The 18413-nt window shown below is 57.5% G+C and carries 18 protein-coding genes; 3 read left to right on the top strand and 15 right to left on the bottom strand.

Annotated features, from left to right (window positions below; genetic code table 11):
• Positions 1-89 precede the first annotated feature (89 nt).
• The 3 genes from gntR to F3J31_RS20695 all read right to left on the bottom strand — a co-directional run bounded on the left by gntR (position 90) and on the right by F3J31_RS20695 (position 3043).
• Positions 90-1085 carry a gluconate operon transcriptional repressor GntR gene (gene gntR, locus F3J31_RS20705; RefSeq protein WP_021242747.1) on the bottom strand — a complete coding sequence of 332 codons (996 nt, stop codon included), beginning with the start codon at positions 1083-1085 and terminating at the stop codon, positions 90-92.
• A gap of 101 nt (positions 1086-1186) precedes the next feature.
• Complete coding sequence (locus F3J31_RS20700) at positions 1187-1882, bottom strand: pirin family protein (RefSeq protein ID WP_021242746.1); 696 nt, start codon at positions 1880-1882, stop codon at positions 1187-1189.
• Positions 1883-2005: 123 nt separating this feature from the next.
• Positions 2006-3043 carry an oxidoreductase gene (locus F3J31_RS20695; protein ID WP_167215060.1) on the bottom strand — a complete coding sequence of 346 codons (1038 nt, stop codon included), beginning with the start codon at positions 3041-3043 and terminating at the stop codon, positions 2006-2008.
• A 256-nt stretch (positions 3044-3299) separates the two neighbouring features.
• On the opposite strand from F3J31_RS20695, the gene yhhY reads away from it, so the two are divergent.
• Positions 3300-3788, top strand: coding sequence for an N-acetyltransferase (yhhY, locus tag F3J31_RS20690; RefSeq protein WP_041911548.1), 489 nt, complete (start codon positions 3300-3302; stop codon positions 3786-3788).
• Positions 3789-3894: 106 nt separating this feature from the next.
• On the opposite strand, the gene ggt is transcribed toward yhhY, so the two are convergent.
• On the bottom strand, positions 3895-5640 hold the full coding sequence (gene ggt / locus F3J31_RS20685; protein ID WP_175430170.1) for a gamma-glutamyltransferase: 1746 nt from the start codon (positions 5638-5640) through the stop codon (positions 3895-3897).
• Between the two features lie 123 nt (positions 5641-5763).
• Between ggt and F3J31_RS20680 the strand changes: the two genes are divergently transcribed.
• Entirely contained in the window at positions 5764-6141 is a 378-nt protein-coding gene (locus F3J31_RS20680; protein ID WP_045328887.1) for a DUF2756 family protein, read from the top strand.
• Here F3J31_RS20680 and ugpQ read toward each other — a convergent pair.
• The 10 genes from ugpQ to livK all read right to left on the bottom strand — a co-directional run bounded on the left by ugpQ (position 6125) and on the right by livK (position 16194).
• On the bottom strand, positions 6125-6871 hold the full coding sequence (gene ugpQ / locus F3J31_RS20675) for a glycerophosphodiester phosphodiesterase (RefSeq protein ID WP_167215057.1): 747 nt from the start codon (positions 6869-6871) through the stop codon (positions 6125-6127). The two genes, F3J31_RS20680 and ugpQ, sit on opposite strands and share 17 nt — an antisense overlap.
• Positions 6868-7938, bottom strand: a complete 1071-nt coding sequence (locus tag F3J31_RS20670; protein WP_045909162.1) for a sn-glycerol-3-phosphate import ATP-binding protein UgpC — start codon at positions 7936-7938, stop codon at positions 6868-6870. The genes ugpQ and F3J31_RS20670 overlap by 4 nt, the downstream gene beginning before the upstream one ends.
• Position 7939: 1 nt before the next feature.
• Positions 7940-8785 carry a sn-glycerol-3-phosphate ABC transporter permease UgpE gene (ugpE, locus tag F3J31_RS20665; protein ID WP_167215054.1) on the bottom strand — a complete coding sequence of 282 codons (846 nt, stop codon included), beginning with the start codon at positions 8783-8785 and terminating at the stop codon, positions 7940-7942.
• Entirely contained in the window at positions 8782-9669 is an 888-nt protein-coding gene (gene ugpA, locus F3J31_RS20660) for a sn-glycerol-3-phosphate ABC transporter permease UgpA (protein WP_167215050.1), read from the bottom strand. Before ugpA ends, ugpE begins: the two co-directional genes overlap by 4 nt.
• Before the next feature lie 127 nt (positions 9670-9796).
• On the bottom strand, positions 9797-11113 hold the full coding sequence (ugpB, locus tag F3J31_RS20655) for a sn-glycerol-3-phosphate ABC transporter substrate-binding protein UgpB (RefSeq protein ID WP_008500103.1): 1317 nt from the start codon (positions 11111-11113) through the stop codon (positions 9797-9799).
• A gap of 245 nt (positions 11114-11358) precedes the next feature.
• A complete protein-coding gene (gene livF / locus F3J31_RS20650; RefSeq protein ID WP_008500102.1) occupies positions 11359-12072 on the bottom strand; it encodes a high-affinity branched-chain amino acid ABC transporter ATP-binding protein LivF in 714 nt (237 codons plus the stop codon).
• Position 12073: 1 nt separating this feature from the next.
• Positions 12074-12841, bottom strand: a complete 768-nt coding sequence (livG, locus tag F3J31_RS20645) for a high-affinity branched-chain amino acid ABC transporter ATP-binding protein LivG (RefSeq protein ID WP_024906698.1) — start codon at positions 12839-12841, stop codon at positions 12074-12076.
• On the bottom strand, positions 12838-14115 hold the full coding sequence (livM, locus tag F3J31_RS20640) for a branched chain amino acid ABC transporter permease LivM (RefSeq protein ID WP_045909161.1): 1278 nt from the start codon (positions 14113-14115) through the stop codon (positions 12838-12840). Before livM ends, livG begins: the two co-directional genes overlap by 4 nt.
• The gene (livH, locus tag F3J31_RS20635) at positions 14112-15038 is read right to left on the bottom strand and encodes a high-affinity branched-chain amino acid ABC transporter permease LivH (RefSeq protein ID WP_008500099.1); all 927 of its coding nucleotides are present in this window, start codon (positions 15036-15038) and stop codon (positions 14112-14114) included. The genes livM and livH overlap by 4 nt, the downstream gene beginning before the upstream one ends.
• 46 nt (positions 15039-15084) lie before the next feature.
• Entirely contained in the window at positions 15085-16194 is a 1110-nt protein-coding gene (livK, locus tag F3J31_RS20630; protein ID WP_008500098.1) for a high-affinity branched-chain amino acid ABC transporter substrate-binding protein LivK, read from the bottom strand.
• A 424-nt stretch (positions 16195-16618) separates the two neighbouring features.
• Here livK and panM point away from each other — a divergent pair, with 424 nt between their 5' ends.
• A complete protein-coding gene (gene panM / locus F3J31_RS20625; RefSeq protein WP_167215047.1) occupies positions 16619-17002 on the top strand; it encodes an aspartate 1-decarboxylase autocleavage activator PanM in 384 nt (127 codons plus the stop codon).
• 133 nt (positions 17003-17135) lie between these two features.
• Here panM and livJ read toward each other — a convergent pair whose 3' ends face one another.
• Positions 17136-18236 carry a branched chain amino acid ABC transporter substrate-binding protein LivJ gene (livJ, locus tag F3J31_RS20620; RefSeq protein WP_072163886.1) on the bottom strand — a complete coding sequence of 367 codons (1101 nt, stop codon included), beginning with the start codon at positions 18234-18236 and terminating at the stop codon, positions 17136-17138.
• Between the last annotated feature and the right edge of the window lie 177 nt (positions 18237-18413).

Genomic DNA, 18413 nt, shown 5'->3' with positions numbered 1-18413 from the left:
TCGGTAACATTGTCCTGCTGGGGCAAAAGAGAAGCAATATCCAAACGTGCGCGAAGTGAATAAGTGTGAGCTACTTCAAATTTGTCAGTTCAAATAGATCCACCCGGTGACAAGGTGAAACCTAAATCTAACATTTTCGGGGTCACCGTCTCGCCACGAATGCGCGCCAGCAGGCGTTCTGCGCCAATACGGCCCATACGTTCACGCGGCGTCAGGACGCTCGCCAGACGCGGCTCCATCACCTGGCCAATATCGTGGCCGTGGAAACCGGCGATCGCCATATCATCAGGGATCTTCAGCCCCAGACGCTGACACTCAAATGCTGCGCCGACCGCAAGGTCATCGTTGGTACAGAAAATACCGTCCAGTTGCGGATACTCGCGTCGCGCCTGACGCATCAGCTCAATACCCGACGTATAGGAAGAGGACTGCTCCACCATCACGCTGTACGGGGTTAAGTTCGCGTCGAGCATCGCCTGCTCGTATCCCTTCTGTTTGATGATAGTACGTTCATCAAGACGCGCACCCAGATAGGCGATATGACGATGCCCACGGGCGATGATGGCCGCCGTCATCTGACGCGCCGCTTCGAAGTTATCAAACCCCACGGCGATGTCGAGGCACGGCGACTGGCTGTCCATCAGCTCCACGACTGGGATACCGGCCACTTCAATCATTTTGAGCGTGCGGGCAGTGTGGGTTCGTTCGGTTAAAATCAGGCCGTCAATGTTCCAGGAAAGCATCGATTCAAGACGTTCCTCTTCGAGTTCCGGCTTGTACCCGTAGTGGGCGAGCATGGTCTGGTAGCCAAACGCATCGGTAACGCTTTCGATTCCACGTAATACTTCGGCGAAAACCTGGTTGGTCAAAGAAGGAAGCAGAACGCCCACCGCGCGGCTGGTCGCATTCGAGAGAATATCGGGTGCACGGTTGGGGATGTAACCCAGTTCATCAAGGGCAGCGGCAATCTTGCCACGTAACGCCACGGAAACCTGTTCCGGGTTACGTAAAAAACGGCTGACCGTCATTTTGGTCACACCGACGCGATCGGCGACATCCTGAAGTACGGGGCGTTTCTTTTTCATCGTCCTGAGAAATCTTGAAGTGAGAGATTTGCTCAGTTTACCACGGACAAAGCCCATCCTTCCCCTGTGAAAGGGAAGGATGGGGATTTATTTATGTTTTATTACACCGGCGGCAGGTCAAACAGCAGAATTTCGCTTTCGCTGTCGGCGTGCACGGAGATCGCCTGCTCGTCCCAGATGGCCAGACCATCGGCGGTTGTCGCTTTGGTCCCGTTGATGGACACGTCGCCTTTCACCACCTGGATCCAGACGCGGCGGTTAGCGGCAATCTGATGCACGGACTGTTCATCTTTCGCCAGCGCCCAGCGGTACAGCTCCATATCCTGATGCACTTTCAGGGAGCCTTCACGCGCATCCGGGGAGAGCACCAGCTGTTTACCCTGTTTCGCGTCGAAGCGGCGCTGCTCGTAGCGCGGCGTGATGCCGGTCTCTTCTGGAATGATCCAGATTTGATACAGGTGCAGTTTTTCCGTTTTGCTTGGGTTGTACTCAGAGTGACGCACCCCGGTACCCGCGCTCATAATCTGGAACTCGCCCGCCGGAACCTGCTCTTTGTTGCCCATGCTGTCCTGGTGCTCAACCGCGCCTTCCAGCACATAGGTCAGGATTTCCATGTCTTTGTGCGGGTGGGTACCAAAGCCCTGGCCTGCATCAATCACGTCGTCGTTAATCACGCGCAGTGCGGAGAAGCCCATGAAGTTCGGGTCGTAGTAGTCGGCAAACGAGAATGAATGCCATGAGTCCAGCCAGCCATGATTCGCGTGACCACGTTCGTTTGCTTTGCGTAAGTAGATCATTGTTTTCACCCTCAGTTCGTTTCGATGGAGTAAGTGTGGACGCAAACGGTCTGGGATCATAGAGGGTGAAAATTGACTCCTCTGTTCAAAAATTGTGAACAAGTGCAGAGGAGCCGTTTTTGCTTATTTTGCGAGGGTTATCGTGGCAGGAGAAGCCTGTTCGAAGGCCCATTCAAGGATTTCGAGGTTGGTCAGAACGTCAGATTCCTTGACGTAATTCGCCGTGCCGTTTGTGAGGGTCTCAAACAGCGCATCATAGACGCGGCCATAGTCGCCGGTTTCCGGCTTCAGCGTTTCTTTGACCGTCACGCCCTCGTCGTTCACATACTCCAGCACGCCCACGGAATCGTCCGCGGCAAAGCCTGGTTCACCCGGCATGATATTGGCCTTCAGGCTGGTCTCCTGCCGGTCGATACCGTATTTGATAAACGAACCTTTAGTGCCGTGAACGATAAATTTCGGGTAGTCGATCTTCACCAGGTGGCTGGTTTTGACGATGGCCTTCAGGTCGCCGTAGAACAACTGGGCTTCGAAGGTATCGTCCGGGTTGGCTTTGTTGCGCAGGCTGCGAATGTCATACGCCACGTGGTCCGGGCGGCCAAACAGGGAGATGATCTGGTCCATGGTGTGCACGCCCAGCCCGTAGAACGAACCATCCTGCGGCAGTCCGGGTTGCGTTTCCGCCACCGGACGGTAGTAATCGAAGTGACTTTCGATTTCCACGATGTTGCCGAGCTTGCCGCTTTCAATCGCTTTTTTCGCCGTCAGGAAGCAGCTGTCAAAGCGACGGTTCTGATACGGCGTGACGGTCAGGCCTTTGCTTTTCGCCAGCGCGAACAGCTCTTTCGCTTCGGCAATAGTCGGGGTGAACGGCTTTTCTACCAGCACGTTTTTACCCGCATTGAGCGCGCATTTGGCATAGTCAAAATGGCTGTCGGCGTGGGTGCAGACAACCACCAGCTTCACCTGCGGGTCGTTAAGCACCTCATCGAGATCGCTGGTGAAGTGGATGTGGGAATACTGCGGAGATTGCTCTTCCGGCTTCGCGCGGCGGCGGTAGATATGGGCCACATGCCAGCTGTCTTTGCGGTTAAGAACATACGGCAGGTGATAGCGGGTCGTACTTTTACCAAATCCAATAAATGCGCAATGTAGTGTCATAGCTCAGTCCTTTTGGAAGGTTACTGAGTCTAACCATAACAAAAAAAAAGCCAGCTAAAAGCTGGCTAAAGTAATACTGGAAGCAATGTGAGCAATGTCGTGCTTTCAGGTTCCCGTAGGGGTCTTCCTGAATGCAGAGCAATAATAATCATTCTCATTCGCACTTGTCCAATACTTTTTGCAAAAAATAGCGGTTGACTCAAATTTTAAAGTCATTGATGTTGGAAGGGACTTTTAACTGACTGAGGAACAAGGAATGAGTGAGATAGTGATACGCCATGCGGAACCGAAAGATGCTGAAGCCTTACGCCAGAACTATATGCATCCGGGGGTGTATCACGACACGCTACAGCTACCTCATCCTTCCCTTGAAATGTGGCAGGAACGGCTTACGCCTAAACCCGGCCTAAAACGGCTGGTTGCCTGCATTGACGAGAACATTGTCGGTGACCTTGCGTTCCACGTGGAACCCAGCCCGCGACGCAGCCATGTGGCCACGTTCGGTATTAGCGTGGCAGCGCATGCACAGGGACGCGGTGTGGGCAGTGCGCTGATGCGCGAGATGATCAACCTGTGCGATAACTGGATGCGCGTTGAACGGATTGAATTGACGGTGTTTGCCGATAACCCTGCTGCACTGGCGCTGTACCGGAAATTTGGTTTTGAAATCGAAGGGACCGGCAGGAAATTTGCCCTGCGCAACGGCGAGTATGTGGACGCGTACTACATGGCGAGAATGAAGTGACACACACCCCTCACCCCGGCCCTCTCCCCATAGGGGCGAGGGAGAAAAGACCGCACCGTGCAATCCCCTCTCCCCTATGGGGAGAGGGTTAGGGTGAGGGGAATAATCAATACCCCGCCGTCAAATCATCCACCGAACGCGGATCTGATGCGCCAAACAGCGCTCCGTCCGGCCCCACCATAATGCTCTGGGTGCTGCCCATCGCCTCTTTCACCGCCACCTTCTGCCCACGCTGCTCAAGCAGTTTAATGGTGTCCGGGCTAAAGCCCTTCTCGACGCGCAGCTCGTCCGGCAACCACTGGTGGTGGAATCGCGGGGCGTTGGTGGCTTCGGCGACGTTCATCCCAAAGTCGATGCTGTTCACCACCATCTGCAATACGGTGGTGATAATCCGGCTGCCGCCCGGGCTACCGGTTACCAGCCAGGTTTTGCCCTCTTTCACCACGATGGTGGGCGACATGGACGACAGCGGACGTTTCTTCGGCCCTACCGCGTTCGCATCGCCGCCGACCAGCCCGTAGACGTTCGGCACGCCCGGCTTGGCAGAGAAGTCATCCATCTCATTATTCAGCAGAATGCCGCTGTTACCCGCCACAATCCCGGTGCCGAAGGTCGTGTTGAGCGTATAGGTCACCGCCACCGCGTTACCGTCTTTATCCACCACCGAGAAGTGGGTGGTCTGGTTGCTTTCATACGGCGCCAGCTTGCCGGGGCGGATCTCGCTCGACGGCTTAGCCTTGTTGATGTCGATCTGATCGGCAATAGATTTGGCATAGGCTTTATTAGTCAGCGCCTGCCACGGCACCTTCACGAAGTCCGGATCGCCGAGATATTCCGAGCGGTCGGCGTAGGCGCGTTTTTCCGCTTCCGCCATTATCTGCATGGCATCCGCGCTGCCGAAGCCGAACTTGTGCATATCGAAGTTTTCAAGAATGTTGAGGATCTGCACGATGTGAATGCCCCCGGAAGACGGTGGCGGCATGGAGAAGACCTCGTACCCGCGGTAGGTGCCGCTAATCGGCTCGCGCTCTACCGCCTTGTAGTCCGCCAGATCCGCTTTGGTGATGAGCCCGCCGTTCTTCTGCATCTCTTGTGCAATCTGGTCGGCAATCGCCCCTTTGTAGAAAGCGTCAGGACCGTGCTCCGCAATCAGCTCCAGGCTTTTGGCGAGGTTCTTCTGCACCAGCTTATCGCCCTTCTTCAGCGGCTCGCCGTCTTTCCAGAAGATGGCCTTGCTGTTTTCGTGATTCGGAATCACTTCGCTGCCGTAGGTTTTGAGGTCGTCTGCCAGCGCGTCATTCACCACAAAGCCCTCCCGCGCCAGCTTGATAGCAGGCTGTACCACCTTATTCAGCGGCATCGTGCCGTATTTTTCCAGCGCCAGCGAGAAGCCCGCAACGGTGCCCGGCGTGCCGGACGCGAGATGCGAGGTCAGGGATTTTTTACTGTCCGGGTTCCCCTGGTCATCGAGGAACATGTCCCGTGACGCCTGAGAAGGCGCCATTTCACGGAAGTCGATGGCTGTGGTTTTCCCGTCTTTGGTGCGCAGCATCATAAAGCCACCGCCGCCCAGGTTCCCCGCCTGCGGGTGCGTCACCGCCAGCGCGTAGCCGACGGCGACCGCCGCATCCACCGCGTTACCGCCCTGCCTGAGAATATCGACGCCCACGCGGGTCGCCAGCGCATCCACGGATGCCACCATGCCGTGGGTTGCCCGCACGGGATGAAAAACATCTTCCTCCACGCCGTAAGAGACCGGAGGCGCCGCGGGCGGGTTGGCCGCCACGCTAAATGTACCGCCTGCCATCAGCGCGGCGAGGGCGACCCAGCGCAAAAACGTTGGTTTCATCATTATTGTTCTCCAGGTGAAGGGATCCATATTCCCCGCTTAAGCCTGGTTCACAACTCCTAAAAAATCATCGTCATGGTGAAATCAGGGTAAACTTAAGAGAGACCTCAAAAGGAGGAAATGACAATGAAACGCTTATTGATTCTTACGGCGCTGATCCCCTTTGCCGCGCTCGCACAGCCACTCAACACCATGAATAACCCGAACCAGCAGGGGTATGTCATCCCGAGCCAGCAGCGTATGCAGACCGAGATGATGAGCCAGCAACAGCAGCAAAAAGGGATGCTGAATCAGCAACTGAGAACGCAGACCCAGATGCAGCAACAAAGCCTACAAAATCAGATGAACGCCAACACCCAGCGCGTGCAGCAGGGTCAGGTGCGCGAGCAGCCGCTGCCGAATAAAAACGGCGGAATGTTAGGTGGAATGACCTCGTCAGGCAGCGGACAGCAGCATATGCTGCCGCCGCAGTCGAATGGCAGTATGCTTAATCCGCAGAACTAAAGTCCGGGCCGATCAGGTCAATCGCATCGGTACAGATGCTGTCCACGCCCCAGCGCAGCAGTTCGGCCGCACGCTGGGGTTTATTGACGGTGTAAACCAGAATATGCAGGCCCGCGTCTTTCAGCATCTTCACCCGCGCCTCATCCAGCAGCTTGTGATTAAGATGAATAGAGACACACGCTAAGCGCGTCGTCAGTTCACGCCAGTCCTCGCGCCACTCGTCCAGCAGCAGCCCGCGCGGCAGTTCCGGCGCTGCGGCCTGTGCGGCCTCCAGCGCATCGATTTCAAATGATGACAGCAGCGGCGCGGTCATTCCCTCCCACAGCTCGCGCGCAGCAAGGGCAATGACGTTGCCCGTCAGCGGCCCGGTGCCGGTGGTCGGTTTAATTTCGATATTGGCCATCATGCCATGCTGGCGACAGCGATCGGCCACTTCCGCCAGCAGCGGCAGCGGTTCGCCTTTGAATTCGCCGCTGTACCAGCTTCCGGCGTCGACTTTCAGCAGATCGCGCCACGGCAGCTCGCCCGCGACGCCCCAGCCGTTGCTGGTGCGTTCGAGGTTATCGTCATGCAGCAGGAAAATCTCGCCGTCTTTCGACAGCTTGGCGTCGAACTCGATCATCGTGTGGCCGTAGCGCGCGCCAACGTCAATCGCCGCCAGGGTATTCTCCGGCGCCAGCTTACCGCCGCCCCGGTGGGCGACGACATGGGGATAAGGCCAGTTGCTCATACTCGTTGTCCTGTTTCACCGTCAAACAGGTGCAGATGATTTTCCGGCAGGTGTAGCCACAGCGTACTGCCTGCTTTAGGGCGCTCCTGATGTGCCAGCCGCACCACCATTTTTTGCTCGCCCCAGCGCCCGTGCGCCAGGTTATCTGCACCCAACATCTCCAGCGTGTCCATGACCAGCGGCACGCCGCCTTCCGCCTGAGTGGTTAAACCGATATGTTCCGGGCGGATACCGAGCGTCATCTTACGCCCGGCGTAGCCACGATAGTACCAGTTGATCGGCAATGCCATCCCGCTTTCCAGCTCAAAGTGCGAGCCCGCACTGCTGATGCGCCCTTCCAGCAGGTTCATCGCCGGGCTGCCGATAAAGCTCGCCACGAAACGGGTGGCCGGTTTCTCGTAGACTTCCACCGGGGTACCAATCTGCTCGGCAACGCCTTTGTTCATCACCATCACGCGCTGGGCGAGGGTCATGGCTTCGACCTGATCGTGGGTAACGTACAGCGACGTGGTTTTCAGACGACGGTGCAATTGCTGCAGCTCAAGGCGCATCTGCACGCGCAGCTTGGCGTCGAGGTTAGAGAGCGGCTCGTCGAACAGAAATACCGCCGGGTCGCGCACGATGGCGCGCCCCATCGCTACGCGCTGGCGCTGGCCGCCGGAGAGCTCGCGCGGGCGGCGCTTGAGCAGGCCGTCCAGTTCCAGAATACGGGCGGCTTCTTTCACGCGCTCCTCGATATGGCCTTTGCCCATACCGCGGATTTTCAGCCCCCAGGCCATGTTCTCTTCCACGCTCATGTGCGGATAGAGAGCGTAGTTCTGGAAGACCATCGCGATGCCTCTGTCTTTCGGCTCCATCTCGGTGACGCGCTGACGGTCAATCCAGATATCCCCGGAGGTCACGCGCTCCAGCCCCGCCACCATGCGCAACAGGGTGGATTTGCCACAGCCGGACGGGCCGACCATCACGATAAACTCCCCGTCCGCCACGTCGAGCGTGAGCGGCTGAATCACCTGGGTTTTGCCGTCCCAGCTTTTGGTTACTGCCTGAAGTTTTAAACCTGCCATCTTATTTCTCGCTATCGACCAGGCCGCGGACAAACGCGCGCTGCATGGCTAAAACAATGACTACGGGTGGGATAAGGGTCAGCAGCATCGCCGCCATCACCTGGTTCCAGAGAGTGGTGCCTTCGCCGGTGGCAATCATGCCTTTGATGCCCGCCACGGCGGTGCCGAGATTGATGTCCTGAATAATCAGCAGCGGCCACAGGTACTGGTTCCAGCCGTAGATAAAGGTGATCACAAACAGCGCCGCAAGGTTGGTTTTCGACAGCGGCAGCACGATGTCGCGGAAGAAGCGCATCGGCGATGCGCCATCAATGCGCGCCGCTTCAATGAGCTCATCCGGCAGGGTCATAAAGAACTGGCGGAACAGGAAGGTGGCGGTCGCTGAGGCCATCAGCGGCAGGGTCAAGCCCGCGTAGCTGTCGAGCATCTTGAGGTTGGCGATCACTTCCACCGTCGGGAAGATACGCACCTCCACCGGCAACATCAGGGTGATAAAAATCATCCAGAAAAACAGGTTGCGCAGCGGAAAACGAAACCAGACGATGGCGAAGGCCGAGAGCATCGACACCGTAATTTTACCGACCGTAATGCCGAACGCCATGATGAAGCTGTTGAGCATCATCAGCCAGAACGGCGCGCTGTTGGCGCCCACGCCCTGGGTCCAGATGGTTTTCATGTTCTCGAAAAGATGCGAGCCTGGGATGAGCGTCATCGGCGTATCGAACACCGCTTTGGTGTCCAGCGTGGCGGCGACAAAGGCCACGTACAGCGGAAACAGGATGACGATAATCCCCAGAATCAGCATGGTATGGCTGAAAATCGTCAGCCCGCGACGGTTCTCAATCATTGGTAGCGCACCTTACTTTCGACATAACGGAACTGCACCACCGTGAGGATGATGACGAGGAACATCAGCACCACCGACTGCGCGGCGGAGGCGGAGAGATCCAGCCCGGCGAAACCTTCGCGGTAGATCTTGTAGATAAGCGTCGTGGTCGCCTGCACCGGACCGCCTGCGGTGGCCGCATCGATCACCGGGAAGGTGTCGAAGAAGGCGTACACGAGGTTAACCACCAGCAGGAAGAAGCTCACCGGGGCGATCAGCGGCAGCGACAGCCTGAAGAAGCGACGAATTGGCCCAGCGCCGTCAATCGCGGCGGCTTCCACCAGCGAACGCGGGATGGACTGCAGCGCAGCGAAGAAGAACAGGAAGTTATAGCTGATCTGCTTCCACACCGAGGCAAACACCACCAGGAACATGGCCTGGCCGCTGTTCTGGGCGTGGTTCCAGTCGTAGCCGAACTCTGCCAGAAAATGGGTAATCAGCCCGCGACCGGGGTTAAACAGGAAAATCCACAGTACGGCAGCGACGGCGGGTGCCACGGCGTACGGCAGCAGCATCAGGGTCTGATAAATACGACTGCCGCGCACCACGTAGTCCACCAGCGCGGCGAAAAACAGCGAGGCGACAAGGCCGCTGACGGTGACCAGCGCGCTGAACTTCATCGTCGTCCAGAAGGCGTCCAGGTAGTAGCTGTCATGGAACAGCGCGGTAAAGTTGTCCAGCCCGACAAACTGGCTGGAAAGCCCAAACGGATCGACGCTTTGTATCGAGTACCACAGCGCTTCGCCCGCAGGCCAGATAAAGAAGATAACGGTGATGACCAGCTGAGGCGCGACCAACAGGTACGGCAGCCAGCGGGAACGGAACACCGGACGGGATGATGACATAGGTTAGCTCTGTAGGTATTCACCCCTCACCCTAACCCTCTCCCCAGAGGGGAGAGGGGACTGCACGGAGCCGTCTTTTCTCCCTCGCCCCTTTGGGGAGAGGGCCGGGGTGAGGGGCAGGTTTGAATTACGATTTCGTCGACTGCTCAAAGCGGCGCAGCAGCTGATTCCCGCGCTCTACTGCGGAATCCAGCGCCTGCTGTGGCGTTTTCTTCCCGGTCCACACGCTTTCCAGCTCTTCATCCACGATGGTGCGGATCTGCGGCATGTTGCCCAGGCGCAGGCCTTTGGTGAACGGCAACGGCGGCTTGTTCAGCATCTGACGCGTCGCGATGTCCGCGCCCGGGTTCTTGCTGTAGAAGCCCTGCTCGCGGGTCAGGTCATACGCGGCTTTGGTGATCGGCAGGTAGCCGGTCTTCTGGTGCCATTCGGCAGCGTTTTCCGGCTTCGCCAGGAAGTCGAGGAATTCGGCCACGCCTTTATAGGTGCCCTTGTCTTTACCCTGCATCACCCACAGGCTCGCCCCGCCGATGATGGCGTTCTGTGGCGCGCCCTTCACGTCAGCGTCGTACGGCATCATGCCCACGCCGTAGTTGAATTTGGCGTAGTGACGGATATCCGCCAGAGAGCCGGACGAGGCGGTGGTAATGGCGCAGTCGCCGTTGTAGAACTTCTCGGTGGATTCGTCTTTACGCCCGAAGTAGCTGAAGTCGCCCTTCTTGTTGAGTTCTTCCAGCAGCGCAATGTGCTTCACCTGCTCCGGCTTGTTGAACTCCAGTACCGCATCGGTGCCGTCGAAGCCGTTGTTTTTGGTCGCCACCGGCAGGCCGTGCCAGGCGCTGAAGTTTTCAATCTGGATCCAGCCCTGCCAGCCGCTGGCGTAGCCGCACTTCATCCCCGCCGCTTTCAGCTTCGCGGTGTATTCGGCCAGGTCCTGCCAGGTTTTTGGCGGCTGCTCCGGGTCTAAACCGGCTTTCCTGAAGGCGTCTTTGTTGTAGTACAGCACCGGCGTGGAGCTGTTAAACGGCTGAGACAGCAGATGTCCGGTTTTGGAATCGGTGTAGTAACCCGCTACGGTCGGCACAAACTGGGATTCATCGAAGTTGATACCCGCCTCTTTGAACACTTCATACACCGGCTTGATAGCTTTGGAGGCCATCATGGTGGCGGTGCCCACTTCATAAACCTGTAACAGTGCAGGCGCGTTACCGGTACGGAAGGCGGCGATGCCCGCGCTCAGGCTCTGCTCGTAGTTACCTTTGTACACCGGCACAATTTTGTAATCCGGATGGGTGTCGTTGAAACGCTGCGCCAGGGAGTCAACTTCTTTACCCAACTCCCCTTCCATGGAATGCCAGAACGGAATGGTCGTCACAGCCATTGCGTTCGTCGCAAAAGCCAGACCCAGTGCCAGACCCAAAGCTGTGTGTCGTAACGATGTCATTGTCATCTCTCTTATTGTGCCGGATGCGCGATATCACGCGTTTTATGCTCGCGAGGTAACATGACATGCTCGAATGACAGAAAAATAACTGTTTGTTTACAGATAAGTGACAGTAAAGGGTCAGGGGGATGATGGTTGTGTGAAGGGGGTTTATGTGAAAAAGCCGGGTGGCGGCTTCGCCTTACCCGGCCTACTTGATACCGTAGGCCCGGTAAGCGTAAGCGCCACCGGGCGATACAGACGGCTCAGCCGCCCAGGTAAGCGCTCCGCACCGCTTCGTTCGCCAGCAGCGCATCGCCGGTGTCTTCAAGCACCACGCGGCCGTTCTCCAGCACGTAGCCACGGTCAGCCAGCTTCAGCGCCTGGTTGGCGTTCTGCTCAACGAGGAAGATGGTCATCCCCTCTTTACGCAGCTGCTCGATGGTGTCGAATATCTGCTGGATGATGATCGGCGCAAGACCGAGCGACGGCTCGTCCAGCAGCAGGAGACGCGGCTGGCTCATCAGCGCGCGGCCAATTGCCAGCATCTGCTGTTCACCGCCGGACATGGTGCCCGCACGCTGAATGCGACGCTCCCACAGGCGCGGGAAGAGTTCGTACACCCACTTGATGCGGGTCTGGTATTCATCGCGATGGGCGAAGAAACCGCCCATCGCCAGGTTCTCTTCCACCGTCATACGCGAGAAGACGCGACGCCCTTCCGGGACAATCGCCACCGCCTCACGCATGATTCTGGCCGTCTGCCAGTCGGTAATGTCCTTACCATCGAACACAATCCGCCCGCTGGTGGCGCGCGGGTCGCCGCACAGGGTGCCGAGCAGCGTGGTTTTGCCCGCACCGTTGGCGCCAATCAGGGTAACGATTTCACCCTGATTGATGTGCAGGCTGACGTCGTGCAGCGCCTGGATCTTGCCGTAGTGCGCGTTGACCTTGTCGAACGTTAACATCGCTTTTTCCATCTTATGCCTCACCCAGGTATGCGCGGATCACGTCCGGGTTGTTGCGGATCTCTTCCGGCGTGCCGTTTGCCAGCGGCGTACCCTGGTTAACCACGTAGATACGGTCGGAAATACCCATTACCAGCTTCATGTCGTGCTCAATCAGCAGAATGGTGGTGTCGTGGTGATCGCGCAGCTCGGCAATCAGCTCGTCCAGCTCTTTGGTCTCTTTCGGGTTGAGGCCCGCCGCCGGTTCGTCGAGCATCAGGATCTCCGGCTGGGTCACCATGCAGCGCACAATCTCCAGACGACGCTGGTCGCCGTAGGCCAGGTTGCTCGCCTGACGGTTGGCGTGCTGCAGCAGGCCAATGCGGTCGAGCCAGGTGGCGGCGCGATCGAGCGCTTCATCCTGCGCGCGGCGGAAGGCCGGGGTTTTCAGCAGGCCGGAGAACAGCCCGGTTTTCAGCTGCTGATGCTGCGCGACCAGCAGGTTCTCAATCACCGTCATCTCGCGGAACAGACGCACGTGCTGGAAGGTACGCACCACGCCCATGCGGGCAATCTGCTGGCCCGGCAGCCCTTCAAGATGCTTGTCGCGCAGCATGATGGTGCCGCCCGTCGGCTTGTAGAAGCCGGTCAGGCAGTTAAAGACCGTGGTTTTCCCCGCGCCGTTCGGGCCAATCAGGGAGACAATCTCTTTCTTGTGCAGATCCAGTGACACATTGTTGACCGCCAGCAGGCCGCCAAAACGCATCATCAGACCGTTAACGGATAATAATGGCTGACTCATGCCTGCTCTCCTTTCGCTTGCCCGTTCTTCAGCTTCAGCTGTGGACGGGTCATCGGCAGCAAGCCCTGCGGACGCCAGATCATCATCAGCACCATCAAACCACCCAGCATTAACATGCTGTATTCGTTAAAGTCGCGCATCAGCTCGCGCGAGACCACCAGCAGGATGGCCGCGAGGATAACGGCAAACTGCGAGCCCATCCCGCCGAGCACCACAATCGCCAGCACAAAAGCGGATTCGGCAAAGGTGAACGATTCCGGGCTGACGAAGCCCTGACGCGCGGCAAACAGCGTCCCGGCGAAACCGGCAAACGCGGCGCTGATGGTGAACGCGGTCAGCTTGATGCGGGTCGGGTTCAGGCCCAGGGAACGGCAGGCAATCTCATCTTCGCGCAGCGCTTCCCACGCGCGGCCCAGCGGCATGCGCAGCAGGCGGTTAATCACGAACAGGGTGATCACTACCAGCAGCAACGCCACCAGATAGAGCCAGATGACGCGGTCGGACGGGTCATACTTCACGCCGAAGAAGTTACTGAAGGTGTCCCAGCCGCCTTCGCGGGCGGTGCGGCTGAACTCCAGGCCGAAGAAGGTTGGTTTCGGGATCTGGCTGATGCCGTTCGGGCCGCCGGTCACTTCGGTGTTGTTCAGCAGCAGGATACGGACGATTTCACCAAAGCCTAAGGTCACAATCGCCAGGTAGTCACCGCGCAGGCGCAGTACCGGGAAACCGAGCAGGAAGCCTGCCGCGGCTGAGACCAGCCCCGCCAGCGGCAGGCAGGTCCAGAAGCCGAGCCCGTAATAGTGGTTCAGCAGCGCGAAGGTGTAGGCGCCGATGGCGTAGAAGCCGCCGTAGCCCAGTACCAGCAGGCCAGAAAGCCCCACCACCACGTTCAGACCGAGACCGAGGATCACGTAGATCATGGTCAGGGTAGCGATATCCACGGTGCCACGAGAGACCACAAACGGCCACGCCACGGCAGCCACCAGCAGCGCCACGAGGAACAGCTTCTGCTTAACGGTAGACCCGTCGATGGCCGGCAGAACGAATTTCGGCCCGGAGACGTTTTTCAGCGACTTCTGGAACAGCGGACGCAGCAGCTGGAACAGGAACACGACGGCAGTGCCGATAAATACCCACTGCCAGCGGATGTCGGGGGCGGTATCCACCACCAGCTTCGTGCCGTCCAGACCTAACTGGACGCCCATAAAGACGCCTGCCAGCACGAAGAACATGGCGGCAGAGAGCAACGCCATTGCAAAATGCATCGGTTTCATACTTTCTCTACCTCCGGACGGCCCAGAATGCCGGTAGGCATGACCAGCAGAACCAGAATCAGCAGGGCAAACGACACCACATCTTTATATTCCGTGCTCAGATACGCCGAGGAGAGCGCTTCCGCCACGCCCAGGATCAGGCCGCCAATCATCGCGCCCGGAATACTGCCGATACCGCCCAGCACCGCCGCGGTGAAGGCTTTCATCCCGGCCATAAAGCCGATGTACGGGTTGATCACGCCGTAGAACTGGCCGAGCAGGACACCTGCGACGGCCGCCATCGCGGCACCAATCACGAAGGTCAGGGCAATCACGCGGTCGGTGTTGATGCCGAGCAGGCTCGCCATCTTCAGGTCTTCAGCGCAGGCGCGGCAGGCGCGTCCCATCCGCGAGTAGCGGATGAACAGCGTCAGGGCAAGCATTGCAATAAAGGTCACGACCCAGATAACCAGCTGCATGGTGGTGATAGAGGCCGCGAAGTTTTCGCTGGCTCCCACAATCCACTGGCCGTTAAAGAGGCTTGGCAGCGCCACGTCGCGCGAGCCTTCGGTCAGGCTGACGTAGTTTTGCAGGAAGATCGACATCCCGATGGCGGAAATCAGCGCAATCAGGCGTTTGGAGCTGCGCACCGGCCGGTAGGCCACGCGCTCGATGCTCCAGCCGTAGGCGCTGGCAATCACAATCGCGCCGACAAACCCGGCGGCGACCAGCAGCCAGCTACTGTCGATGCCCATCATCATCAGGGCGGCGATAATCATAAAGGAGACATAGCTACCGATCATGTAAACCTCGCCGTGGGCGAAGTTAATCATGCCGATAATGCCGTAAACCATCGTATAGCCGATGGCGATCAGCGCGTAGGTGCTTCCCAGCGTGACGCCGTTAAACATCTGCTGCAGGAAATAGAGAAACTGCTCGGACATATGCAAACCTTTTTATACCCGCCCGTCAGTCCGGGCGGTGGGATAATTATTTGGCGGCCGAGGATGACCCGTCGGCGTGCCACTTAAAGACACCAAACTCAAATCCCTTCAGATCGCCTTTCTCATCCCAGTTCAGCGGCCCAATCACGGTGTTCGCCCCGTGTGCTTTTAAATCTTTCACCAGATCCAGCGGTTCTTTGCTGCCGGTACGATCCAGCGCGGTGGCCAGAGACTGCACGGCGGCGTAGGTGATCCAGACGTACGGACCACTCGGATCTTTCTTCTGCGCCTTGAGCGCGTCCACGATAGCCTTGTTGGCCGGATCCTGGTCATAGCGTTTTGGCATCGTCACCAGCATGCCTTCGGCAGAATCCCCGGCGATGTTGGACAGGGAGGCATTGCCCACCCCCTCTGGCCCCATAAACTGGGTCTTCAGACCGGTGGCGCGCGCCTGACGCAGCATCTGCCCCATCTCCGGGTAGTAGCCGCCGTAGTAAACAAAGTCGATATTCTCTTTTTGCAGACGAGCGATCAGCGCGGAGAAGTCTTTCTCACCAGCGGTAATCCCGTCGAAGAAGACGATGTTTGCGCCGCCTTTTTTCAGGCCGTCCTGAACGGAGCGCGCCAGGCCTTCACCGTACTGCTGCTTGTCATGAATAATGGCGATACGCTGCGGCTTGACGGTTTCAAGGATGTATTTGGCGGCGGTTGGCCCCTGAGAGGAGTCCAGCCCCGCGGTACGCATAATGTGCTGATAGCCGCGCTGGGTCAGTTCCGGGTTGGTCGCACCGGGGGTGATCATCAGAATGCCTTCGTCTTCGTAGATATCAGACGCGGGCTGGGTGGACGACGAGCACAGGTGGCCGATCACATACTGGATGCCATCGTTGACGATTTTGTTAGCGACCGCGACGGCCTGTTTCGGATCGCAGGCGTCGTCATATTCTACGCCCACCAGCTTGTCGCCTTTGATGCCGCCCTTAGCGTTGATGTCTTTGATGGCCTGGCGCGCACCGTTGAATTCCATGTCACCCCACTGGGCAACAGGGCCGGACATCGCACCCACTACCGCAACTTTAATGTCCTCCGCCATGGCGGCATGCGAGATCGACAGTGCGACCATCCCCGCGATTAACGTCTTCGCGTTCCTTTTCATCTCTGAATCCCCATTCGTGATGTCGTGTTTATATTTTGTTTTATTATGGTTAAAAAGCATTCTGTACTTTTAATGAACAACGCTATTTTTACCAGTGCCTTTAATGGTTTAGCGCAGGTTTTTGTCAAAAACCAGACTAAAATCTCTATTTTTCAGGCGATTAAGCAAAGATAATATTCTGAAATCAGGCAGAGATAAACAACTAAAAGTGCAGTTTGCAGCATAAAATAACGGCACAAAGCGCCGAATAAATCACTACCCATCAGGTTAAAATTCTGCGTATTTTTCGATCCATGTGTTTTCAAACTGCCCAACGCGTTGCCAAAAAACTAATCACCTGGCGAATGAGAATAAAAAGAGGAAGCCCCTGAGTGAATAAATTGAGTACACTGCCTCTACTCAATTTGATTTGGACAAGTAGCTAATGAAACTGACTATCGTGCGTCTGGTGACCTTTAGCGACCAGGATCATATCGACCTGGGCAAGATCTGGCCGGAATATTCCCCTTCGTCGCTACGCGTGGATGAGACCCACCGCATTTATGCCGCGCGTTTTAACGAGCGCCTGCTGGCAGCGGTTCGCGTCACCCTGAGCGGTACAGAAGGGGCGCTGGACTCGCTGCGCGTGCGTGACGTCACCCGTCGTCGCGGCGTGGGACAGTATTTAATTGAAGAAGTGATCCGCGAAAACCCGAGCGTGACCTCCTGGTGGATGGCCGACGTGGGCGTGGAAGACCGCGACGTGATGGCGGCGTTTATGCAGGCGTTAGGCTTTACGGCGCAGGAGAGCGGGTGGGATAAGCGCTAAAAGAAAGCCGGGTGGCGGCTGCGCCTTACCCGGCCTACGAGGTGTTGTGCGGTCTGATGCCCTAACCCCGGCCCTCTCCCACGGGGAGAGGGTGCAAACACTAAAATGGCAACCTTACGGTTGCCATTTGCGTTTATTTTGCGTCGGTCGCCGTGCCGTTAGCATGCCAGTCAAACACGCCGAACTCGAAGCCCTTCAGGTCGCCCTTCGCGTCCCAGGAAAGAGGCCCCATGACGGTCTCAACCGTGTTCGCTTTCAGCCAGGTGGCAATCTCAGCCGGATCGGCTGACTGGTTCAGGCCCGCCTGCAGAGACTGCAGCGCCGCATAGGTGGTCCAGACGAACGCGCCGCTTGGATCCTGTTTCTTCGCCTTGATGGCATCTACGATAGGTTTGTTCGCAGGGACCTGGTCGTAGTTCTTCGGTTTGGTCACCAGCAGGCCTTCAGCGGATTCACCTGCGATGTTCGACAGAGAAACGTTCGCCACCCCTTCCGGGCCCATGAACTGGGTTTTCAGACCCGCCGCGCGCGCCTGGCGCAGGATCTGACCCATTTCCGGGTGGTAGCCGCCGTAGTATACGAAGTCGATATTCTCTTTCTTCAGACGCGCCACCAGGGTGGAGAAGTCTTTCTCACCGGCGGTGATCCCGTCGAAGAACACCACGTCGGCATTGGCTTTCTTGAGGTTGTCCTGCACTGAACGCGCCAGACCTTCACCGTACTGCTGCTTGTCATGAACGATGGCAATGCGCTTCGGCTTCACTTTTTCAACGATGTATTTCGCCGCGGTTGGGCCCTGGTCAGAGTCCAGCCCGGTGGTACGCAGGGTCAGCTTGTAACCGCGTGCGGTCAGCTCCGGTGCGGTCGCAGCCGGGGTGATCATCAGGATACCTTCGTCTTCGTAGATGTCAGACGCGGGCTGAGTAGAAGAAGAGCACAGGTGACCGATAACGTATTTGATCCCGTCGTTCACCACTTTGTTCGCGACCGCGACCGCTTGTTTCGGGTCACAGGCATCATCATATTTTACGATCTGCAGTTTTTCGCCCTTAATACCGCCTTTGGCATTAATGTCTGCAACCGCCTGTTCTGCGCCAGTAAACTCCTGGTCGCCGTACTGCGCTACCGGTCCGGACATGGCGCCAACCACTGCCACTTTAATGTCTGCCTGCGCCATGGTGCTGAATGCCAACGCGATACATCCTGCCAGTAACGCTTTACCCTTCATGTTCATCCTGAGATTCCCCATTATTATGGTTATTACGATTGTTGTGATGTTGTTGTGCAGCGCTTTATGTCAGTTATAGGTGTGCTGTTCGCGCTTTTTCAGCATACTCTGCTAAAACATACCCGATTTTTATGATTTTGGAATAGCTAATTTGAAATGAATATATGATAGGCCCGGCAGGGA

Origin of the sequence: Enterobacter sp. Acro-832 (assembly GCF_011752745.1) — a bacterium.
In the GTDB taxonomy this organism is placed as follows: domain Bacteria; phylum Pseudomonadota; class Gammaproteobacteria; order Enterobacterales; family Enterobacteriaceae; genus Enterobacter; species Enterobacter quasiroggenkampii.
This window is presented reverse-complemented; position numbering and strand designations above follow the sequence as displayed.